At 58.6% G+C, this 16,333-nt stretch carries 14 protein-coding genes; 10 read left to right on the forward strand and 4 right to left on the reverse strand.

The window, feature by feature from the left end; genetic code table 11:
• Positions 1-65 precede the first annotated feature (65 nt).
• The 5 genes from EJ074_RS01535 to EJ074_RS01555 all read left to right on the forward strand — a co-directional run bounded on the left by EJ074_RS01535 (position 66) and on the right by EJ074_RS01555 (position 5,440).
• On the forward strand, positions 66-854 hold the full coding sequence (locus EJ074_RS01535) for an SDR family oxidoreductase (RefSeq protein WP_129552697.1): 789 nt from the start codon (positions 66-68) through the stop codon (positions 852-854).
• A 60-nt stretch (positions 855-914) separates the two neighbouring features.
• Positions 915-1,730 (forward strand): SDR family oxidoreductase, encoded by an 816-nt coding sequence (locus tag EJ074_RS01540; protein ID WP_129552698.1) that lies wholly within the window; start codon positions 915-917, stop codon positions 1,728-1,730.
• 131 nt (positions 1,731-1,861) lie between these two features.
• The gene (locus EJ074_RS01545) at positions 1,862-2,653 is read left to right on the forward strand and encodes an ATP-binding cassette domain-containing protein (protein ID WP_129552699.1); all 792 of its coding nucleotides are present in this window, start codon (positions 1,862-1,864) and stop codon (positions 2,651-2,653) included.
• A 29-nt stretch (positions 2,654-2,682) separates the two neighbouring features.
• Positions 2,683-3,921: a sugar ABC transporter permease gene (locus EJ074_RS01550; RefSeq protein WP_129552700.1), complete on the forward strand. Its 1,239-nt coding sequence runs from the start codon at positions 2,683-2,685 to the stop codon at positions 3,919-3,921.
• Positions 3,922-4,372: 451 nt separating this feature from the next.
• Positions 4,373-5,440, forward strand: a complete 1,068-nt coding sequence (locus EJ074_RS01555) for a sugar ABC transporter substrate-binding protein (protein ID WP_165349817.1) — start codon at positions 4,373-4,375, stop codon at positions 5,438-5,440.
• Positions 5,441-5,581: 141 nt separating this feature from the next.
• On the opposite strand, the gene EJ074_RS01560 is transcribed toward EJ074_RS01555, so the two are convergent.
• The 4 genes from EJ074_RS01560 to EJ074_RS01575 form a co-directional block, all read right to left on the reverse strand.
• Entirely contained in the window at positions 5,582-6,601 is a 1,020-nt protein-coding gene (locus EJ074_RS01560) for a cyclase family protein (RefSeq protein ID WP_129552702.1), read from the reverse strand.
• 521 nt (positions 6,602-7,122) lie between these two features.
• Positions 7,123-8,274: a Gfo/Idh/MocA family oxidoreductase gene (locus tag EJ074_RS01565; RefSeq protein WP_129552703.1), complete on the reverse strand. Its 1,152-nt coding sequence runs from the start codon at positions 8,272-8,274 to the stop codon at positions 7,123-7,125.
• Between the two features lie 128 nt (positions 8,275-8,402).
• On the reverse strand, positions 8,403-9,107 hold the full coding sequence (locus EJ074_RS01570) for a GntR family transcriptional regulator (protein ID WP_095808448.1): 705 nt from the start codon (positions 9,105-9,107) through the stop codon (positions 8,403-8,405).
• A 34-nt stretch (positions 9,108-9,141) separates the two neighbouring features.
• Entirely contained in the window at positions 9,142-10,329 is a 1,188-nt protein-coding gene (locus tag EJ074_RS01575) for a Xaa-Pro peptidase family protein (protein WP_129552704.1), read from the reverse strand.
• Between the two features lie 372 nt (positions 10,330-10,701).
• Between EJ074_RS01575 and EJ074_RS01580 the strand changes: the two genes are divergently transcribed.
• The 5 genes from EJ074_RS01580 (at position 10,702) to EJ074_RS01600 (ending at position 15,684) form a co-directional block, all read left to right on the forward strand.
• Positions 10,702-11,628, forward strand: coding sequence for a substrate-binding domain-containing protein (locus EJ074_RS01580; protein WP_129552705.1), 927 nt, complete (start codon positions 10,702-10,704; stop codon positions 11,626-11,628).
• Between the two features lie 86 nt (positions 11,629-11,714).
• Complete coding sequence (locus EJ074_RS01585) at positions 11,715-13,235, forward strand: sugar ABC transporter ATP-binding protein (RefSeq protein WP_129552706.1); 1,521 nt, start codon at positions 11,715-11,717, stop codon at positions 13,233-13,235.
• Positions 13,232-14,224, forward strand: coding sequence for an ABC transporter permease (locus EJ074_RS01590; protein ID WP_129552707.1), 993 nt, complete (start codon positions 13,232-13,234; stop codon positions 14,222-14,224). The genes EJ074_RS01585 and EJ074_RS01590 overlap by 4 nt, the downstream gene beginning before the upstream one ends.
• A 23-nt stretch (positions 14,225-14,247) precedes the next feature.
• Positions 14,248-14,718, forward strand: coding sequence for a RidA family protein (locus tag EJ074_RS01595; RefSeq protein WP_165349818.1), 471 nt, complete (start codon positions 14,248-14,250; stop codon positions 14,716-14,718).
• 156 nt (positions 14,719-14,874) lie between these two features.
• Positions 14,875-15,684: an aldolase/citrate lyase family protein gene (locus EJ074_RS01600; protein WP_129552709.1), complete on the forward strand. Its 810-nt coding sequence runs from the start codon at positions 14,875-14,877 to the stop codon at positions 15,682-15,684.
• Positions 15,685-16,333 lie beyond the last annotated feature (649 nt).

The raw sequence follows: 16,333 nt of genomic DNA on the forward strand, positions 1-16,333 counted from the left end.
TTCACCGCTTTTGCGCGCCTCCACGCTCGAAACAACCCCAGCTCCAATACGAAGGACTGACCCTTATGGTTACCTCGCCCGCCAATCGTTTCAGCCTCAACGAACGCGTTGCTGTGGTGACAGGAGCGGCGCGAGGAATTGGAGCCGCTACCGCGCGGTGTCTGGCGGAGCTCGGCGCAACAGTTGTGCTGACAGACCTCAGCCCCACGGTCGAAGCGACTGCCAAGGGTCTCACCGCGGAAGGTCTTAAAGTCGATCATCTGATTTTTGACGTGAAAGATAATTCGGCGGTTCAAGCAGCCGTCGACAGAGTCGTTGGCAAGTGCGGAAAGGTCGACGCCTTCGTTGCTAACGCCGGCATTGCGGGCGACCGCTTCGCGCAAGACTACTCTGTCGAAGATTGGCGCCGAGTGATGGACCTGAATGTGGACTCGGTGTTCTTCTCGACCCAGGCTTTCGCGGCGCCAATGCTGTCGCGGGGATCTGGCGCAATCGTCCTTGTCGCATCGATGTCGGCTTTGATCGTTGCCCGACCCGAGCGCCACGTTGGTTATGACGTTTCAAAGGCCGCGGTCGCCCACATGGCGCGTTCGCTAGGTGTTGAGTGGGCCAAGCGAGGGGTCCGCGTGAACGCCATTGCCCCCGGTTACACAGATACGGAAATGCTCGCCCAGGTCGGCCGCGAAAAACCCGAGGTCCGGGACTTGTGGCTGGCCGACATCCCGTCGGGTCGTTTCATACATCCCGATGAGGTCGCCCATTCGATAGCTTTCCTCCTGTCCGACGCGTCGTCGGGGATGAATGCGCATTTGATGGTCGTCGACCAGGGCTACTCCATCGGCAAGGGTGTCTAGTCGGCACCCACGAGACGTCTTCAACACTTTCAGTGCGATTTGTCATGGGAGGATCAGCAAATGGCTTTAGGGACGCTTGAGGGAAAGGTTGCAGTTGTTACGGGGGGATCGCAGGGATTGGGCGAGGCGATCGCGCGCCGATTCGCCTCGTCTGGCGCAGCAGGCCTCGTTATCTGCGGCAGGGACCAGCAGAAGGGACAGCGCGTAGCCGACGCCATTGAGGCGCTCGGCTGCCCCACGATCTTCGTAACTGCTGACCTTCAAAAGGTCGCCGACGCTCGCAAAGTCATCAGGGCGGCCGATGAGAAGTTTAAACGGGTAGACGTGCTCATAAACGCAGCCGGCCTGACCGATCGCGGCACTATTCTCGACACAACCGAAGAGCGTTTCGACGAGATCTTCGCCGTGAATGTGCGTGCCCCGTTCTTTTTGATCCAGGAGGCCGTCAAGATCATGCGGAGAGAGCGTATCCATGGGTCGATTGTCAACATCCAGTCCATCTGTGCGCATGGCGGCCAGCCGTACCTCTCGGCTTACTCCTCGTCAAAGGGCGCGTTGTTGACCCTAACTCTGAACCTCGCCAATGCGTTGCTTAGCCATCGTATCCGCGTCAACGGGATTAATGTCGGCTGGACGCTCACGCCGGGAGAAGACCGGATCCAGCGTGAGCATCACGGCCTTCCCAAGGACTGGTATGATCAGGTCATCAAATCCAAGCCCTTCGGCCGTTTGATCATGCCCGATGAGATCGCGCGGGCCTGTTTGTACCTGGCCTCCGACGAGTCGGGTTTGATGACTGGCGCCAATATCGATTTCGACCAGATCGTCTACGGCCCCACCGACACGCCGCTCAGCGTTGAGGAACAAGCGGCTTGACAGTCTTGTCGATCGGCGCTGGCAGAGTGACTGGCCAGCGCCATCTCAGCGCACTGGGAGGACATGATGGACCACAAGCTTCAACATGACTTGGTTCCGGCAGCCGTGGCCGCATGCCGCTGGAGTTCACAATGAGCGCGGCTGCCAGCGCCCCTTTCGCAGACGCAGCGGCCGCCAGTCCGGTCCTGGAAATGAAGGGAATAGGCAAAAGATTCGGCGCAGTTGACGCCCTTTCCGGCGTGGACTTTGAGGTCTATCCATCCGAGGTCGTATCGCTTGTCGGCGACAACGGGGCGGGCAAATCCACTCTCGTCAAGATTATCGCGGGCACCCATGCCCCGGACGCCGGAACCATTCGCTTTGATGGCGAGGAAGTCCAGTTTCGCTCCCCCTGGCACGCAACGCATCTTGGCATTGAGACGGTCTACCAGGACCTCGCCTTATGCGACAACCTGGACGTCGTGGCCAACATGTTCCTTGGTCGCGAGACCGTTTCCTCGCCTCGGGCGCTGCGGCGACTGTCGGAACTTGAGATGGAACGGCGCGCACTTGAGGTGCTGAAGCGCCTCAACGTGACGACGATCAGGAGCGTGCGTGCCCCCGTTGCCGCCCTTTCAGGTGGTCAGCGGCAGTCCGTGGCGATCTCGCGCGCTGTGATGTGGAACTCGAAAGTCGTGCTTTTGGACGAACCGACGGCAGCGTTGGGTGTCGCGCAGACCCACCAGGTGCTCGAACTCATCAAGCGCCTGCGTCACCAGGGTCTCGGAGTGGTTCTGATCTCCCACAACCTGCGCGATGTGTTCGAGGTATCTGACAGGATCGTTGTCCTGCGTCTCGGGAAACGTCTGGCCACTTTTCGGCCGACGACCAGCACGCCGGAAGAGGTTGTTGCCGCTATCACCGGCGCCTCTGGGGCGAGCTGACGAGAAACGCTTCAGGAGGAGGAAGTCGGGTGAAGAACCAAGTGAGCGTTGAAACCATATCAAGCAGCCCGAAGGCTCGCCCCGCAGGTATCTTGGGCGAACTGCGGCAGAACCTGAGTGGGGGCGAGCTAGGCGCAGCACCTGTCGTGCTCGGTCTTGCCTTGATCTGGCTGTTCTTTCAATTCCAGGACGCACATTTCCTGACGCCCAGGAACATGTCAAACCTGGTTCTGCAGATCTCCGTGTCTGGGACGATTGCGATCGGAGTGGTTTTCGTCCTGCTGCTGGGAGAGATCGATCTCTCGGTCGGTTCCGTTGCGGGAGCGTCGGCAGCAGTGCTTGGCGTCCTGATGGTCAATCAGGACTGGCCTTGGTGGGCGGCCATTATCGTCATGCTGGCCTTCGGCACCTTCACCGGCGTCATCCAAGGCGCCTGGTATGCCCTAATGGGCGTTCCCTCGTTCGTAGTCACCCTGGCAGGTCTTCTCATCTGGCTCGGAGTTCAGTTGCACGTGCTTGGTGATGCCGGCACGCTGAACGTGTTCGACCCTCACATAACGGCTATCGCTTCGACATTCCTGCCGCCGTTTTGGGGCTGGGTGTTCGCGGTGCTTGCGATCCTATGGTTTGGCGGCACACGGCTGAGGGAAAACGGACTTCGCCAACGGGCGGGCATGACCTTCAAGTCGGCTCCAGTCCTTCTTGTGCAAACGATCGCGACCGGCATTGCCCTGTTTGGTGCCGTGGCCGTGCTCAACGCTGCTTACGGCGTTCCGACCGCAGGTGTGGTGCTATTCGTTCTCGTTGCCGTGTTCGACTGGATAGCACGCCGCACCACCTTTGGACGTCACATCTATGCCGTCGGCGGTCAGGCGGAGGCGGCGCGCCGGGCTGGCATCTCGGTTGCGCGTATCCGTATAAGCGTGTTCGCCATTGCTGGGTTCCTTGCCGCCGCAGGGGGGCTGATCTCGACGGCGCGCCTCCAGGCTGCGAGCACCCAAACTGGCGGAGGGACATTGCTCTTGGAGGCAATCGCGGCCGCAGTCATCGGTGGGACAAGCCTCTTCGGGGGGCGCGGCAGGGTGTGGGCAGCGTTGCTTGGCGCACTGGTCATCGGCAGTGTGTCGAACGGACTTGACCTGATCGGTGAGCCAGCGGACGTCAAATACATGGTTGAGGGCGCAATCCTGCTGCTCGCCGTCACGTTAGACTCCAACACTCGTCGTCGGCTTTCTTTCGGACGCATTGTCAAAGGTCATGTTGGCTGAGGCGAGATAACAACTGTCAAAACGCGAGACGTTTCTCAATCGGGCTGTACGAACCGGCTTGAGAGGTTCGAAAGGCGACCAGAAGCCATATTCACAGGGCATACCGCTAAACACAGCTGTGTGAAAAGATATTGACGCGCCATATCGCAACGCCAAACTCTAAGCAAGAGATTGGCGGACGCAACCATTTGGTAATCTCACATTAAAACTTTCTACTGCAGCTTTTTATTTATTAACGACTTGATTTTATTGACATTATTTTTGTTATTTACTACGCTAATAATGTGTAGAGCGCATACAGGCCGAGAATATAGGGCAGCGCGGAATCTGACCTCATTTGACCTTCCGCGGCAGAAATGCCGATCGACTGTCTGCGTCTTCACCATGCATGTCGCCGGCAAGTTTTGCCGAGTTTTCAACGGCGAATATCGCCAATCTGGGAGGTTTTTCTATGAAACTCATCAACCGCTGGGCCTATGCGGGCCTGGCCGCTCTTGCGATCGTCAGCACCGCGGGAATGCTTCCTGCACGCTCTGAGGACGCACCGCTGGTGGTCATGCTCTTGCCAGAGAATGTAACGGCCCGCTGGGAAGGCCAGGACAAGCCGATGTTCACCGAAGCGATGAAGCGCGCCTATCCGGGCGCCAGGGTGAAGGTGGAAAATGCGCTCAACGATGCCTCGAAGCAGCAGGCACAGGCAGAGGCGGCGCTTGCCAGCGGCGCGAAGGTCCTGGTTGTCACCGCAATCGACCAGAAGGGCGCCGCGGTCATCGTGAACGACGCCAAAAGACAAGGCGTTCCAGTCATCGCCTACGACCGACTCATTCACAACGCGCCGGTCGCATATTACGTCTCGGTCGATGGCGTGAAGATTGGCGAGCTCCAAGGACAGTTCATTGCCGACAACACCAAGGAAGGCGGGCGGATCGCAATCATCAACGGCTCGAAGCTGGACGACAACGCGTTTCTTTTCAGGAAAGGCTACATGAGCGTGTTGCAGCCTCTGTTCGACAAAAAAAGCCGGGTGCTGGTCGCAGACCCCTGGGTGCCGCTTTGGGATCCGTCGAAGGCACAGGCCCAGATGGAACAAATTCTGACCGCGACAAATAATGGGGTCGACGCCGTGCTGTCGCCCAATGATGGCATGGCCGGCGGCATCATCGCTGCACTTGACGGGCAGCAGCTTGCAGGAAAAGTTCCGGTGACGGGTCTCGATGGGACGCTTAACAGCCTGCAACTGATCCTTCAGGGTAAGCAGTCCATGACGGTGTGGAGATCGCTCAAGGACGAATCGAACAAGACTGCCCAGATCGTCGCCGCGCTCCTGAAGGGAGAAACTCCTTCGGCCGACCTGTTCGGTGGCGCAAAGATGAACAACGAGATGGTCGACGTGCCATGGGCGCAGGTTACGCCAAATGTCATCACGCTCGACAACATGAATCTCGTCATCGAGGACGGTGCTGTGACCAAGGAAGCCGTATGCAAAGGAATGCCGCGGGTCGGGCCTTGCAAGCAGTAGATCTTCAGGGCGGACGCACCCGTTACGGTGCATCCGCCTGACGTTGGAGGCAGCTCACTTCAAGCTGGAAAGAGGAACGGGCTCGCAGATGTTGCGAGCCCGTTCCCTTTTCTCCGATCGGTTCGAAACAAGCCGGCTCGATCATACGGTGGCAACCGGGGTCACGGGAGACCCGAACGATCCGGGCACCCTCAGGGGCGGAGCGGTAAGCAAAAACCGATAACGTCCGTTCTGCTTGAGCCAGGTGTTGAGCGGCGTCAGATTCCAAAGCTCGCCCAAATGGATGCCGAGCTCGGCAATGCAGCGGCGATGGAGTGGCAACGCAGCGAAGTTCTGATCTCCGTCAGGGCCGCCGGTCTGAACGCCTTCAACCGCTAAATTGTCAGCGATGATGACTGACAAACCACTAGCATCAATCCATTTGAGAAGCCGCTCGTCAGTGCCGTCGAGAACACTGCAACTTCCGTGGAGCAATTGGCTGTCGAGGCTGTCCTTTCGGTCGACCACCGCCTTCACCCATCCCGTATGCAGACAAAGCATGTCGCCCGTCTCGAGCTCGATCTGGTCTTCTTCCATGATGCGCATAAGGTCATCGTACCCGACGAATTTGCGCTCCATGCCCAAGCGTTCATGCAGGTCTACCATCACGCCGCGACCCTGGACGCAGGTTTCAGCCATATTTTCAATGCCAAGCTTGCGGGCGCCGGCGCCACCTGGTGCGTCTGGCCCCACGATGTCCTGGCCGCCCCGATAACCGTTGTAGTAGACGACCTCGGCAACACCGTCCCCGTCGGCGTCGAACTCGTAGCCGATATGGCTCAACGCGTCCCACTGGGTCGAATACTGCATATAGATGGTCACCGCGTCATCGCATACGATGTCGTTCCAGGCGGGATTCTCACAGCAATACGGATAGTTCACCACCGGGCCACCGCGTTTTCTTGCGGGCGTGCGCAGTGGAGGATGACGGCTCTCGACGAGCTTGTTGCCGCCAGGAAGATCGAGCGGAATGCTCAGACAGAACGCCAGACCTTCGATGGCCTCTTTGATCGCCTTTTTCCGGCACTCCGGTGTGATCAAGTTGAGACGACCGATCTGATCGTCGTCCCCGAACTGGCCCCAGTTCGAGTTGGGCGGTCGAACCTGCCATCGCTTTGTCATCGCTCTCTCCCATGATCCAACGTGCTCGAATGCGCGCTCTCAACGACGGAGTTAACTCCACCCCCACCAAAGGTTGCGACGCCATCGCTCGATCGACCCCGCGCTACGCTCCGCTGACGCGGCGGTATTCGCCCAATGCCAGGCAAGCGATCCTCTGACGAGCCCCTCGCCGGAGGCCTTCATAGTGAAGGTGCTGTTGTAAAACTCGAGGAGCGCTCCTTCCCTCAGGTTTCGAAAGACACGAACGCTTTTCGCGGATCCTCGCAAGCGCGAGAGTCCATTGGACGAAGCCGGTTCGGTTCGCGCAACCCCACGGCCTTCAAGACCTTGCTGCAGTTCACCTCGGCCTTTGCCTCGGCCGCTACCGTTGCCGCCACGGCAGGCTTTTCACGATTTTTCGATTCAGGATTCCACGGTAGAGGCGTTCATAGAACGATGTCCTCAAAACAATGGGCATGAGCATCTTGACCATCCGGCCGAGACTCCATCCCGTGCCCAAGAGCTTCACGCCACGGTCCCCATCAGGCTACGCGTTCCCAGGCGGCGCTCTTGGCGGATGCCTGGATGGCGTCGATGATGCGTTCGATTTGCACACCGTCCTCGAAGTTCGGCGATGCGGGCCTGTTTTCGGCGATCGCTTGGAGGAAGTTGTACCATTCGATGGACTTCACATCGATATAGCCCTGCCCCATTCCGGCAACCGGCCACAGCTTGTCGCCATAGGGCTGATTGGGGCCGGAATAGATCGTGCGAAAGCCGAACGCATCTGCCGGATCATCGGCGAATGCGACGCGCAGCTCGTTCAAGCGCTGATAATCGAAGGCAATGGTGCCGCGCGTCGCGTTGATCTCGAATCCCATTTGATTGTGATGACCATAGGCGTTGCGGGTGACCTCGATTGTCCCGTGCACACCGCTGGCGAATTTGACCATGGTGATAGCCGTATCATCCACGTCAACCGTACCCTTTTCGGCTGACGCAGCTCCCTTGTGCCCGAAGAACCGCCCTTCTGGGAGCGGTCGCTCCGGGATGAAGGTCTTCATAACCGAGGTCACAGCCTCAAACTCTCCTACAAGCAGCCGAGCTGCGTCGATGATGTGGCTGCCGATATCTCCCAGCGCACCGGACCCGGCCTTGGCTTTGTTGAAACGCCACGACAGCGGAGTGCTCGGATCCGCACTCCAATCCTGAAGATAATAGCCGCGGAACGCCAGAATCTTGCCAATGCGGCCCTGCTCGACGAGCCGGTGGGCCATTTGCAAGGCGGGGCTGTGCCGAAAATTGAACGCGAGCTGGTGTACGATCCCAGCCTGCTTGGCGGCCGCCAGCATTTTCTCGCCATCCTGCGAGGTCAATGCCATCGGCTTCTCGCACATCACATGCTTGCCCGACTTCGCGGCGGCAATGGCTATCTCGGCGTGGGAATCATTGGGCGTGCAGATGACCACAACGTCGATGTCCGGGCGATTGACGACCTCGCGCCAGTCGGTCGCGTACTCGCGGAACCCGTACTGGACCTGCGCCTTCTTCACGGCAGCCTCGTCAATGTCAACGATTACAGTGCGGTCGATTCCGACAGAAGGTTCAAAGATGATTGGGACGACCGCCATGGCCACGGAATGTGCCTTGCCCATGAAGCCGGTCCCAATGACAGCTGCGTTCAAAGTTTTCATTTTCCAATCCTTCCGCTGAGGACGCCCCCCTTCTCGCGGGGCAAATCGCGTCATGCGTCATGCCAGCGGACGCTTCCGCCCGGGCCTTCGGCTTCATCTTCCAAAGTATCTGCTGACTACGGGCTTACCTAGGATCCCGCTGCGGCTAGACCGGGCTCGGCTTCCCTTACGGTGCTGGCAACCCGATTGCCTACATTCGTGATATGCCGCTCGACGGCACTTTGTAACTGGTCACGATCGCCTCGCCGGACAGCTTCCAGAATCTCCACATGCTCGCGATAGCTCAACCGTGTGTCTTCCGCGGAAATGCCGACGTGCTTCCAGATCCGGCGCAACTGATCGCGAAGCCGGGCCAGGCGGTCAATAATGAGGCTGTTGCCGCAATTGCGGACATAAAGATCGTGAAACTGGAAATCGAGGTTGCTGAAAGGCCATGGGTCGCCTGCTTCCAAGGACGGCAAGGTTGACTCCAGATCGGACTGGGCGGCCTCGATTTCCTGCCAAGTGATGCGGCCAACCGCATTGCGCGCCGCGAAGGATTCAAGCACCATCCGAAACTGGTACAACTCCACCACATTGAGACGCGTGACCGGAGTGACGCGCATACCTCGTCCCAAGGGCTCGACGAGGCTTTCTTCAGCCAACTTGCTAAGCGCTTCGCGCAGTGGCGAGCGGCTTATTCCAAGCCGCCGGGCCAGTTCGAATTCGTTGATGTCCTGCTTAGGCTTGAGGTCGCACGACAGGATCAGGTTCTTCACCCGGACGTAGGTCTTCTCCGAGAGAGACTGCCCCCTCTCGATCTGCCCCCACTCTTCTTCCAGGTTTGCACTCATCTTACCTGTCTCCCTTCAAATGAAGGATCGTATATCAGCCACCGGCCTGGTTCCATCCACGATGCCCGTCGCCAAACGGCTCGTAACCGTTCGACGTCACCGCGATCGTGTCTTCCAATTTGATAAACCCTCGCCGCGGGTGAAGCATAGTCGTCTCGACGGACAGGACCATTCCCTCCTCCAAGGGCAAAGCGGCATCCGAGGCCTCATAAGGTACCGATCCGTTCGGGGTCAGGCGCGGCGCCTCGTGCGTAATGAGGCCCATGCCATGGATAACAAAGCTAAGATAGTCCTTGTGACGCGAAACATCGACCAATGCCTGCGCTTCGGGGAAGAGATCCCGTCCAAGCGTACCGGGCCGTATCAAGCGCCGGCAAGCCTGCTGAATTTCGTCGATCACGCTCAACAAATCCTGCAACTCTGAATCCGGCGCGCCAAGGATGGCCATTCGCGCCATGTCGCCCACCCAACCATTATAGTTGCCACCCGAATCGAGGCACAACACATCGCCAGGCTGCCATATTTGCTCAGACGGCGCGCGATTGAAGCTCTGCCCCATCGATATAAGGCAAAATTGCCAGGTCAGTCCGCGCGCTACTTCCTCGCGCTGAAGAGCATGCACGAGATCATTTTTGGTGGCCCCAGCTCCGTGGATGGCAACGACAGCAGCCATCGAATCCACGACCTTTTCCGAGGCGTTGCGCAGCATATCAAGTTCCTGCGGGGTCTTGATTGCCCGAAGTCGCTCCAGAACGATGGTCGCATCAACGACGTCGCTATTCGGGAGGCCGGCACGTAGCGCGTTATAAGCATCAGCTGGCAGAAAAGCCGATTCCACACCAATGCGCCCGGCCGCAAGCCCATTGCGGCGGATAAACGCGATGGCCTGGTTCATCGAATCGACGCTCTTCCAGGATCCCAGATCACTTTCATGCACCCAGTGCGAGAAGCGCTGTTTCTCATCGCGTTCCATCGGATTTCCAATATATCCGGCATGTTCTGGGCTGCCTTTTTCATAAATGAAAAACGACAAATACCTGCTTACACCTATTGCATCCATATATTCAAAAAAGAAGAACCGGTACCCGCCGAGCATATACTGCACATTGTGCTTGGAGCAGACAAGGAGGACGTCGAGCCCCGCGGTGTCCATCAAAGCGTCAAGGCGTGCTGTATTGAACGGCAACTCCTCTTTGACCACCGCCGGGCTGTGAAGGGACATGGCTTCCTCCGAAATTGAAATCTGTCGCAAAAATTGCCTTGTGGCGACTGTCGACAACCGACATTGGCGCGCGATAGGTGGCTTTGTCAAGTGTCCTTTGAGCGAAGGGCATGGTGCAGGTCGGCCGGTGAGAGCGACGATTTTACCTTGACACAGGGAGGCGACGCCCCTTAGTCATTGTCGACAGTAGGCAACAGGCAATCGGCAAGTGCAGTCGAGAGTCGACTCCTACCCCGCACTGCAGGGCCGGAAACGGCCAAACCGGCCGTTCAAGCTCGGGAGGGAACCGAAGATCTTGAACGTGGCATGCCTTTGAGCGGCAGCGGCTATCTCTGTCGCGGCGGCGCGGCTCAAAACAAAGGGAGGTTTAAAATGAAGAAGCTACTGCTTGGCGTTGCACTTTCCGTGTTGGTCAGTTCGGTCGCGAACGCCGGCACCATTGGCGTGTCGATCGCCTTCACCAACACGTACCTGACGAAGATGCGCAAAGCGATGGAGCAGGAGGCGAAGGCTCAAAACCAGCCGCTGACCGTCGAAATCGCAAACTCCGACGTCAACACTCAAATCTCGCAAATCCAGAATTTCGTCGCCGCGAAGGTCGACGCCATCATAGTCTACGCCATCGACACCTCGACAACCGCCTCGATGACAAAGCTTGCGCAAGATGCGGGAATCCCGATCGTCTACGTAAACAGCCAACCTATCGACATCGACCAGCTGGGGCCAAAGGGTGCGTTCGTCGGCTCCAACGAGAGTGAGTCCGGAACGCTTGAGACCAAGGAGGTCTGTCGCCTTCTGAAGGAAGGCGGCAAGTCGACGGTAGCGATCATTCAGGGCGATCTCAGAAACCAGGCCGCCATCCAGCGCACCAAGGACATTCACGATGTTATCGCAACGGACGAATGCAGCTTCATGAAGGTCATCCAGCAACAGGCCCCCGGTTGGGATCCTGTCAAGGCGCAGGATCTCATGACCAACTGGATTGCGGCAGGCATCAAGCCAGATGCCGTCATCGCCAACAATGATGACCAGGCGGTCGGCGCCATCCGTGCAATGGCTGCGGCGGGATGGGATCCAAAAGAGGTCGTCGTAGCAGGCATCGACGCAACCGCCGAGGCGCTCTCATACATGAAACAGGGTGACCTAGACGTGACGATCTATCAGGACGCGGCGGGCCAGGGTCGATCCGCTGTGACGACGGCGATGAAGCTTGCTAAAGGCGAAAAGGTCGACTCGAAGGTCTGGATCCCGTTCCAATTGGTCACCCCGGCCAACATGAATGACTTCGTTCAGAAATAGCACTGGCAACCCCGGAGCGCGCCTCAGTGGGGCGCGCTCAATGGCGATGCTCTCAAGGCCAGTCGGTCACGGGAGGACCTCAGGGCATGGCAAGCGCGGCACAAGCACTTGATTGCAGCCAGTCTGATTGTGTTCTGGAAATCGACAATGTGACCAAATCATTCCCCGGCGTGTTGGCACTTGACGGCGTTTCGCTCCGGATAAAGCGGGGGACGGTGCATGCGCTCATGGGAGAGAATGGCGCCGGCAAATCCACGCTGATGAAAATTGCCGCCGGCATTATCCAGCCGGACAGTGGCGCCATTCGTCTGCATGGTCGGGACGTTCGTCTTGCCAATCCGCTCCAGGCACTGCAGAGCGGAATCGCGATGATCCATCAAGAGCTTAACTTGATGGATTCGATGACGGTTGCTGAAAACATCTGGATAAGGCGTGAGCCCAAGAACCGCTTGGGCTTGATCGACCATGCCGAAATGCGCCGTAGGACAGTCGAGGCGTTCAGGCAGCTTGAAGTCGACATCGATCCCGACATCCGGGTCGGCAAGCTGACGGTCGCAAGCCAGCAGATGGTCGAGATTGCCAAGGCGGTGTCCTACGAATCCGATGTCTTGATCATGGATGAACCAACGTCGGCTTTGACCGAACGTGAGGTAGGGCAGCTCTTCCGGATCATCCGCATGCTGAGGGCGAAGGGCAAAGGCATCATCTACATCACCCACAAGATGGATGAGCTCTTCGAAATCGCCGACGAGGTATCCGTATTCCGGGATGGCAAATACATCGATACCAGGCCGTCCAACGCCGTCACCCGCAACGACGTGATCCGCATGATGATCGGGCGTGAGCTCACCCAAATGTTCCCCAAACAGACGGTGCCGATCGGGGATGTGGTGCTTCGCGTCAGAGACCTGTGCCTGGCGGGCGTCATTGAAAATATTTCGTTCGAGGTCCGCGCGGGAGAAATCCTTGGCGTTGCTGGTCTTGTGGGATCGGGCCGATCAAATATTGCCGAAACGATCTTCGGCATTTCTCCCGCCACCTCGGGATCGATCGAAGTTGGCGGAAAGTCAGTTAGCATCGGGTCTCCGCGGGAGGCCATGAAGAACGGCATGGCCCTTTTGACGGAGGACCGAAAGGCATCAGGCTGTTTTCTCACGCTGGGGATTCAGGAGAATACCCAGATGGCGGCCCTCCAGAGCGCTTATGTAAGGTGCGGCTTCGTGGAGCGAGGGAAGCTGTCGCTGGATGCCGGCCGGATGGTCCAGACGCTTCACGTCAAGACCCCCAGCATGCGCCAGCCCATTGTCTACCTCTCGGGGGGCAACCAGCAAAAGGTGTTGATTGGTCGCTGGCTGCTGACGAACCCCAAAATCCTGATCCTCGATGAGCCGACGCGTGGCGTCGACGTAGGCGCGAAGGCTGAGATCCACAGCCTTATCTCCAGGCTCGCAGGTTCCGGCGCAGCGGTCGTCATGATCTCATCCGAACTCCCCGAAGTGCTTGGCATGAGCGACAGGATCATGGTTGTCCACGCGGGCCGCGTGACCGGCATTCTCGGTCGCCATGAAGCCGACCAGCACAAGATCATGGAGCTAGCATCGGCATGAAAAAGCGCGAGCTTTCGGTTGAATTCTCGATGCTGGCGGTGTTGTTGGGCATCGCGCTGGTGTTTGAGATCCTGGGTTGGATTTACATGGGCCAATCGTTTCTGGCCAACAAACCCAGACTTTCCATTATCGTCCTGCAGGTCTCCGTCGTCGGCGTCATTGCAATCGGGGTGACGCAGGTCATCATCGCCGGCGGAATCGATCTTTCCTCGGGCTCGATCGCAGGTCTGGTTGCGATGGTCTCAGCCTCATTGGCGCAGGCCTCGTTCAACGACGCGGCGGTTTACCCCAAGCTGACCGACCTGCCGGCAATCTTGCCGATACTGGCAGGTCTGGCGGTTGGTCTGGCTGCCGGCGCGGTCAACGGGATCATCATAGCCAAAGAGAAGATACCTTCCTTCATTGTCACCCTGGGTATGATGGTCTCGGCGCGGGGCCTCACTCAGTGGTACACAGACGGCGTTCCGGTTGCCATGTTGACCCCTCAATTCACCTGGCTGGCGAGAAGCTTCAACGTGCTGGGCTTCCCTGTGCCAATGCCAGTCATTGTCTTTCTTGCCCTGGCAGTGATTTGCCACATCGCGCTCGGCTACACGCGATACGGCAAATTCACGTATGCAATTGGCGCCAATGCATTGGCGGCACGCGTCTCAGGTATCAATATCAGCAGCCACCTGATCAAGGTGTATGCCGTGGCCGGGATACTTTCCGGACTGGCGGGCGTCATGACTGCCGCCCGTGCCGCATCTGGTCAACCTGGCATGGGCTCCGGGTATGAACTTGACGCCATCGCCGGCGCTGTCATTGGCGGGGCTTCTTTGGCCGGGGGGACGGGCAGCATCGGGGGTACGGTCATCGGAACGCTGATCCTAGGTGTCGTGACCTCAGGTTTCACATTCCTTGGTGTCGGGACTTATTACCAAGACATCATCAAGGGCACCATCATCGTCGGGGCGGTCGTCGTCGACCAGCGCCGGCGCCAAGCATGAATTCAATCCAGGGAGCGAACCTCATGACCACTGCAGAACAACGTATCGCCGAGCTCGGGCTGGTTTTGCCAAAGGCGCCCAAGGCCGTTACATCGGGCTATGTACCCTGGGTAAGAACCGGCAATACGATCCTGATCTCCGGTCAGCTGCCATGGAAGGACGCCAAGACCCTGATCCACGAAGGCTCGATCGGCGCGGGGATCACCGTCGAACAGGCGGCGGAAGCATGCAAGCAGGCTACGTTGAACTCCATCGCGCAGATCAAGGACGCGGTGGGCGATTTGGAGCGTGTGCGCTGCATTGTGCGGGTGGAAGGTACAATCAGCTATGCTCCCGGGCATATCAATGAGACAGCCAAGGCTCTCGACGGTGCTTCGGCGGTCGTGAAGGGCATTTTCGGCGACCGCGGCCTCCACACCCGCATGCTCTATCCGGTCCCGGAGATCGTGTTCAAATCACCCTGTATCATCGTGCTGCAAGCCGAGGTCGATTGAGCCTGCAGGCTGGAATCACACCCGCTTGGCAAATGCCGATCTCCTGATCCTCCAGCCGCGTGACGTGCTGACCTTGAAGGTCGCTATGGCGCCCAGATGGACGCTCGGTGTATCGCGCGTGCCCTCTGCAAGTCCTTTTCGCCAAGGTGAAATCCCGTGACCCCAAATCGACTGAAAAAGCTATGGGCAGAAGGCAAGCCCACCATCAACGGCTGGTGCTCGATCGGCAACTCGTTCGTCGCCGAGATCATGGCGAACCAAGGCTACGACTCCGTGACGATCGACGCGCAGCACGGTGCGCTCGACTATTCCCACATACTCTCCATGCTTCAGGCGATGCTGGCGTCGGGCACCGTGCCGATGGTCCGGGTGCCATGGATGGAGCCCGGGATTATCATGAAGGCTCTAGATGCCGGGGCATACGGCATCATCTGCCCGATGGTCAGCACCGCCGCGCAGGCAGCGGAATTTGTCAGCTATATGCGCTATCCGCCGCTTGGCCAGAGAAGCTACGGGCCCACGCGGGTCTCGTTCTCGGCCGGCAGCAACTACGCCAGCGAGGCGAACGACGAAATCCTTGCTTTCGCGATGATTGAGACCGCTCAAGGCATGGCTGAACTCAAGGAAATTGCCACTACGCCCGGCCTTGACGGTATTTATGTCGGCCCGGCCGATCTCACCCTTGGCCTGACGAAAGGCCGCCTTCCAGCGGGATTTGATCGCGAGGAACCCGAGATCATTGTCGCCCTGCAGGAAATAGCATCGGTTTGCAGGGCAAGTGGCATCCGAGCCGGCCTCCACTGCGCGACGCCAGAATATGCCCAGCGAGCTGTTGGGTGGGGCTTCGATATGACGACAGTGGCGAGTGATGTGAGGCTGTTGTCATCGTCGGCAGGCGCGAGCGTCAGTAAATTTAGATCACTTCTCGCTCAACCAGCCACGATGGGCAAGAATGCAGCGTACTAGGATAGTTCCCAGGTGCTGCGTTTTATCGCAAAGCGGCCCGGTAAATCGGCGAGGTGAGACGCAGCTTCAAGGTGCATCAAAAGCCCGTGCAGTCGCGCCAGTGCAAAGCGTGCTCGCTACAAATGGTTGGCCAGGCTGGCAGAGCTCGACGCGAGCGGCCCGCCAGCCTGGCGCCAATCGCTGAAAGTGCCGGCACGACCTCAGGCCTCGCCATAGCCGCCGACGCCTAACGGAATAGCGATTGCGCGCACTGCCTTGCTAACCCCTGCGATCAAGCGAAGCCAGGACTAGGATTCTCGCTGGGTTTGCAGGCGGATTGAAGTTGAGGACCGAGCGCCGGAGAAGACGGTCGCGGTCTTCTACTATTCGCTTGCCCAAGCGGGCCATCAAAGTCGCGCCAGGTTCGAAATAATAACCGTCGAGATCAACCAACCGAAGGCGCCCGTCACGTGATGGCTGGGAGGCGGCAAGCGAAGGAAGCTCAACATGGCTCCCTGAATGGCAGAGCCCAGCGTGCTTGAGTACGTCGCGTCATCGCCAAGATTGGCGCCCTCGTTTCAAATCTTAATCCCTTTGAGGGCTCCGTCCGAAAACAAGAGCATCAAGCGACCTCCTTCTGCGCGCCGCGGCACCGATCGATAGGGGCAGT

The organism is Mesorhizobium sp. M3A.F.Ca.ET.080.04.2.1, assembly GCF_003952525.1.
GTDB lineage: Bacteria > Pseudomonadota > Alphaproteobacteria > Rhizobiales > Rhizobiaceae > Mesorhizobium.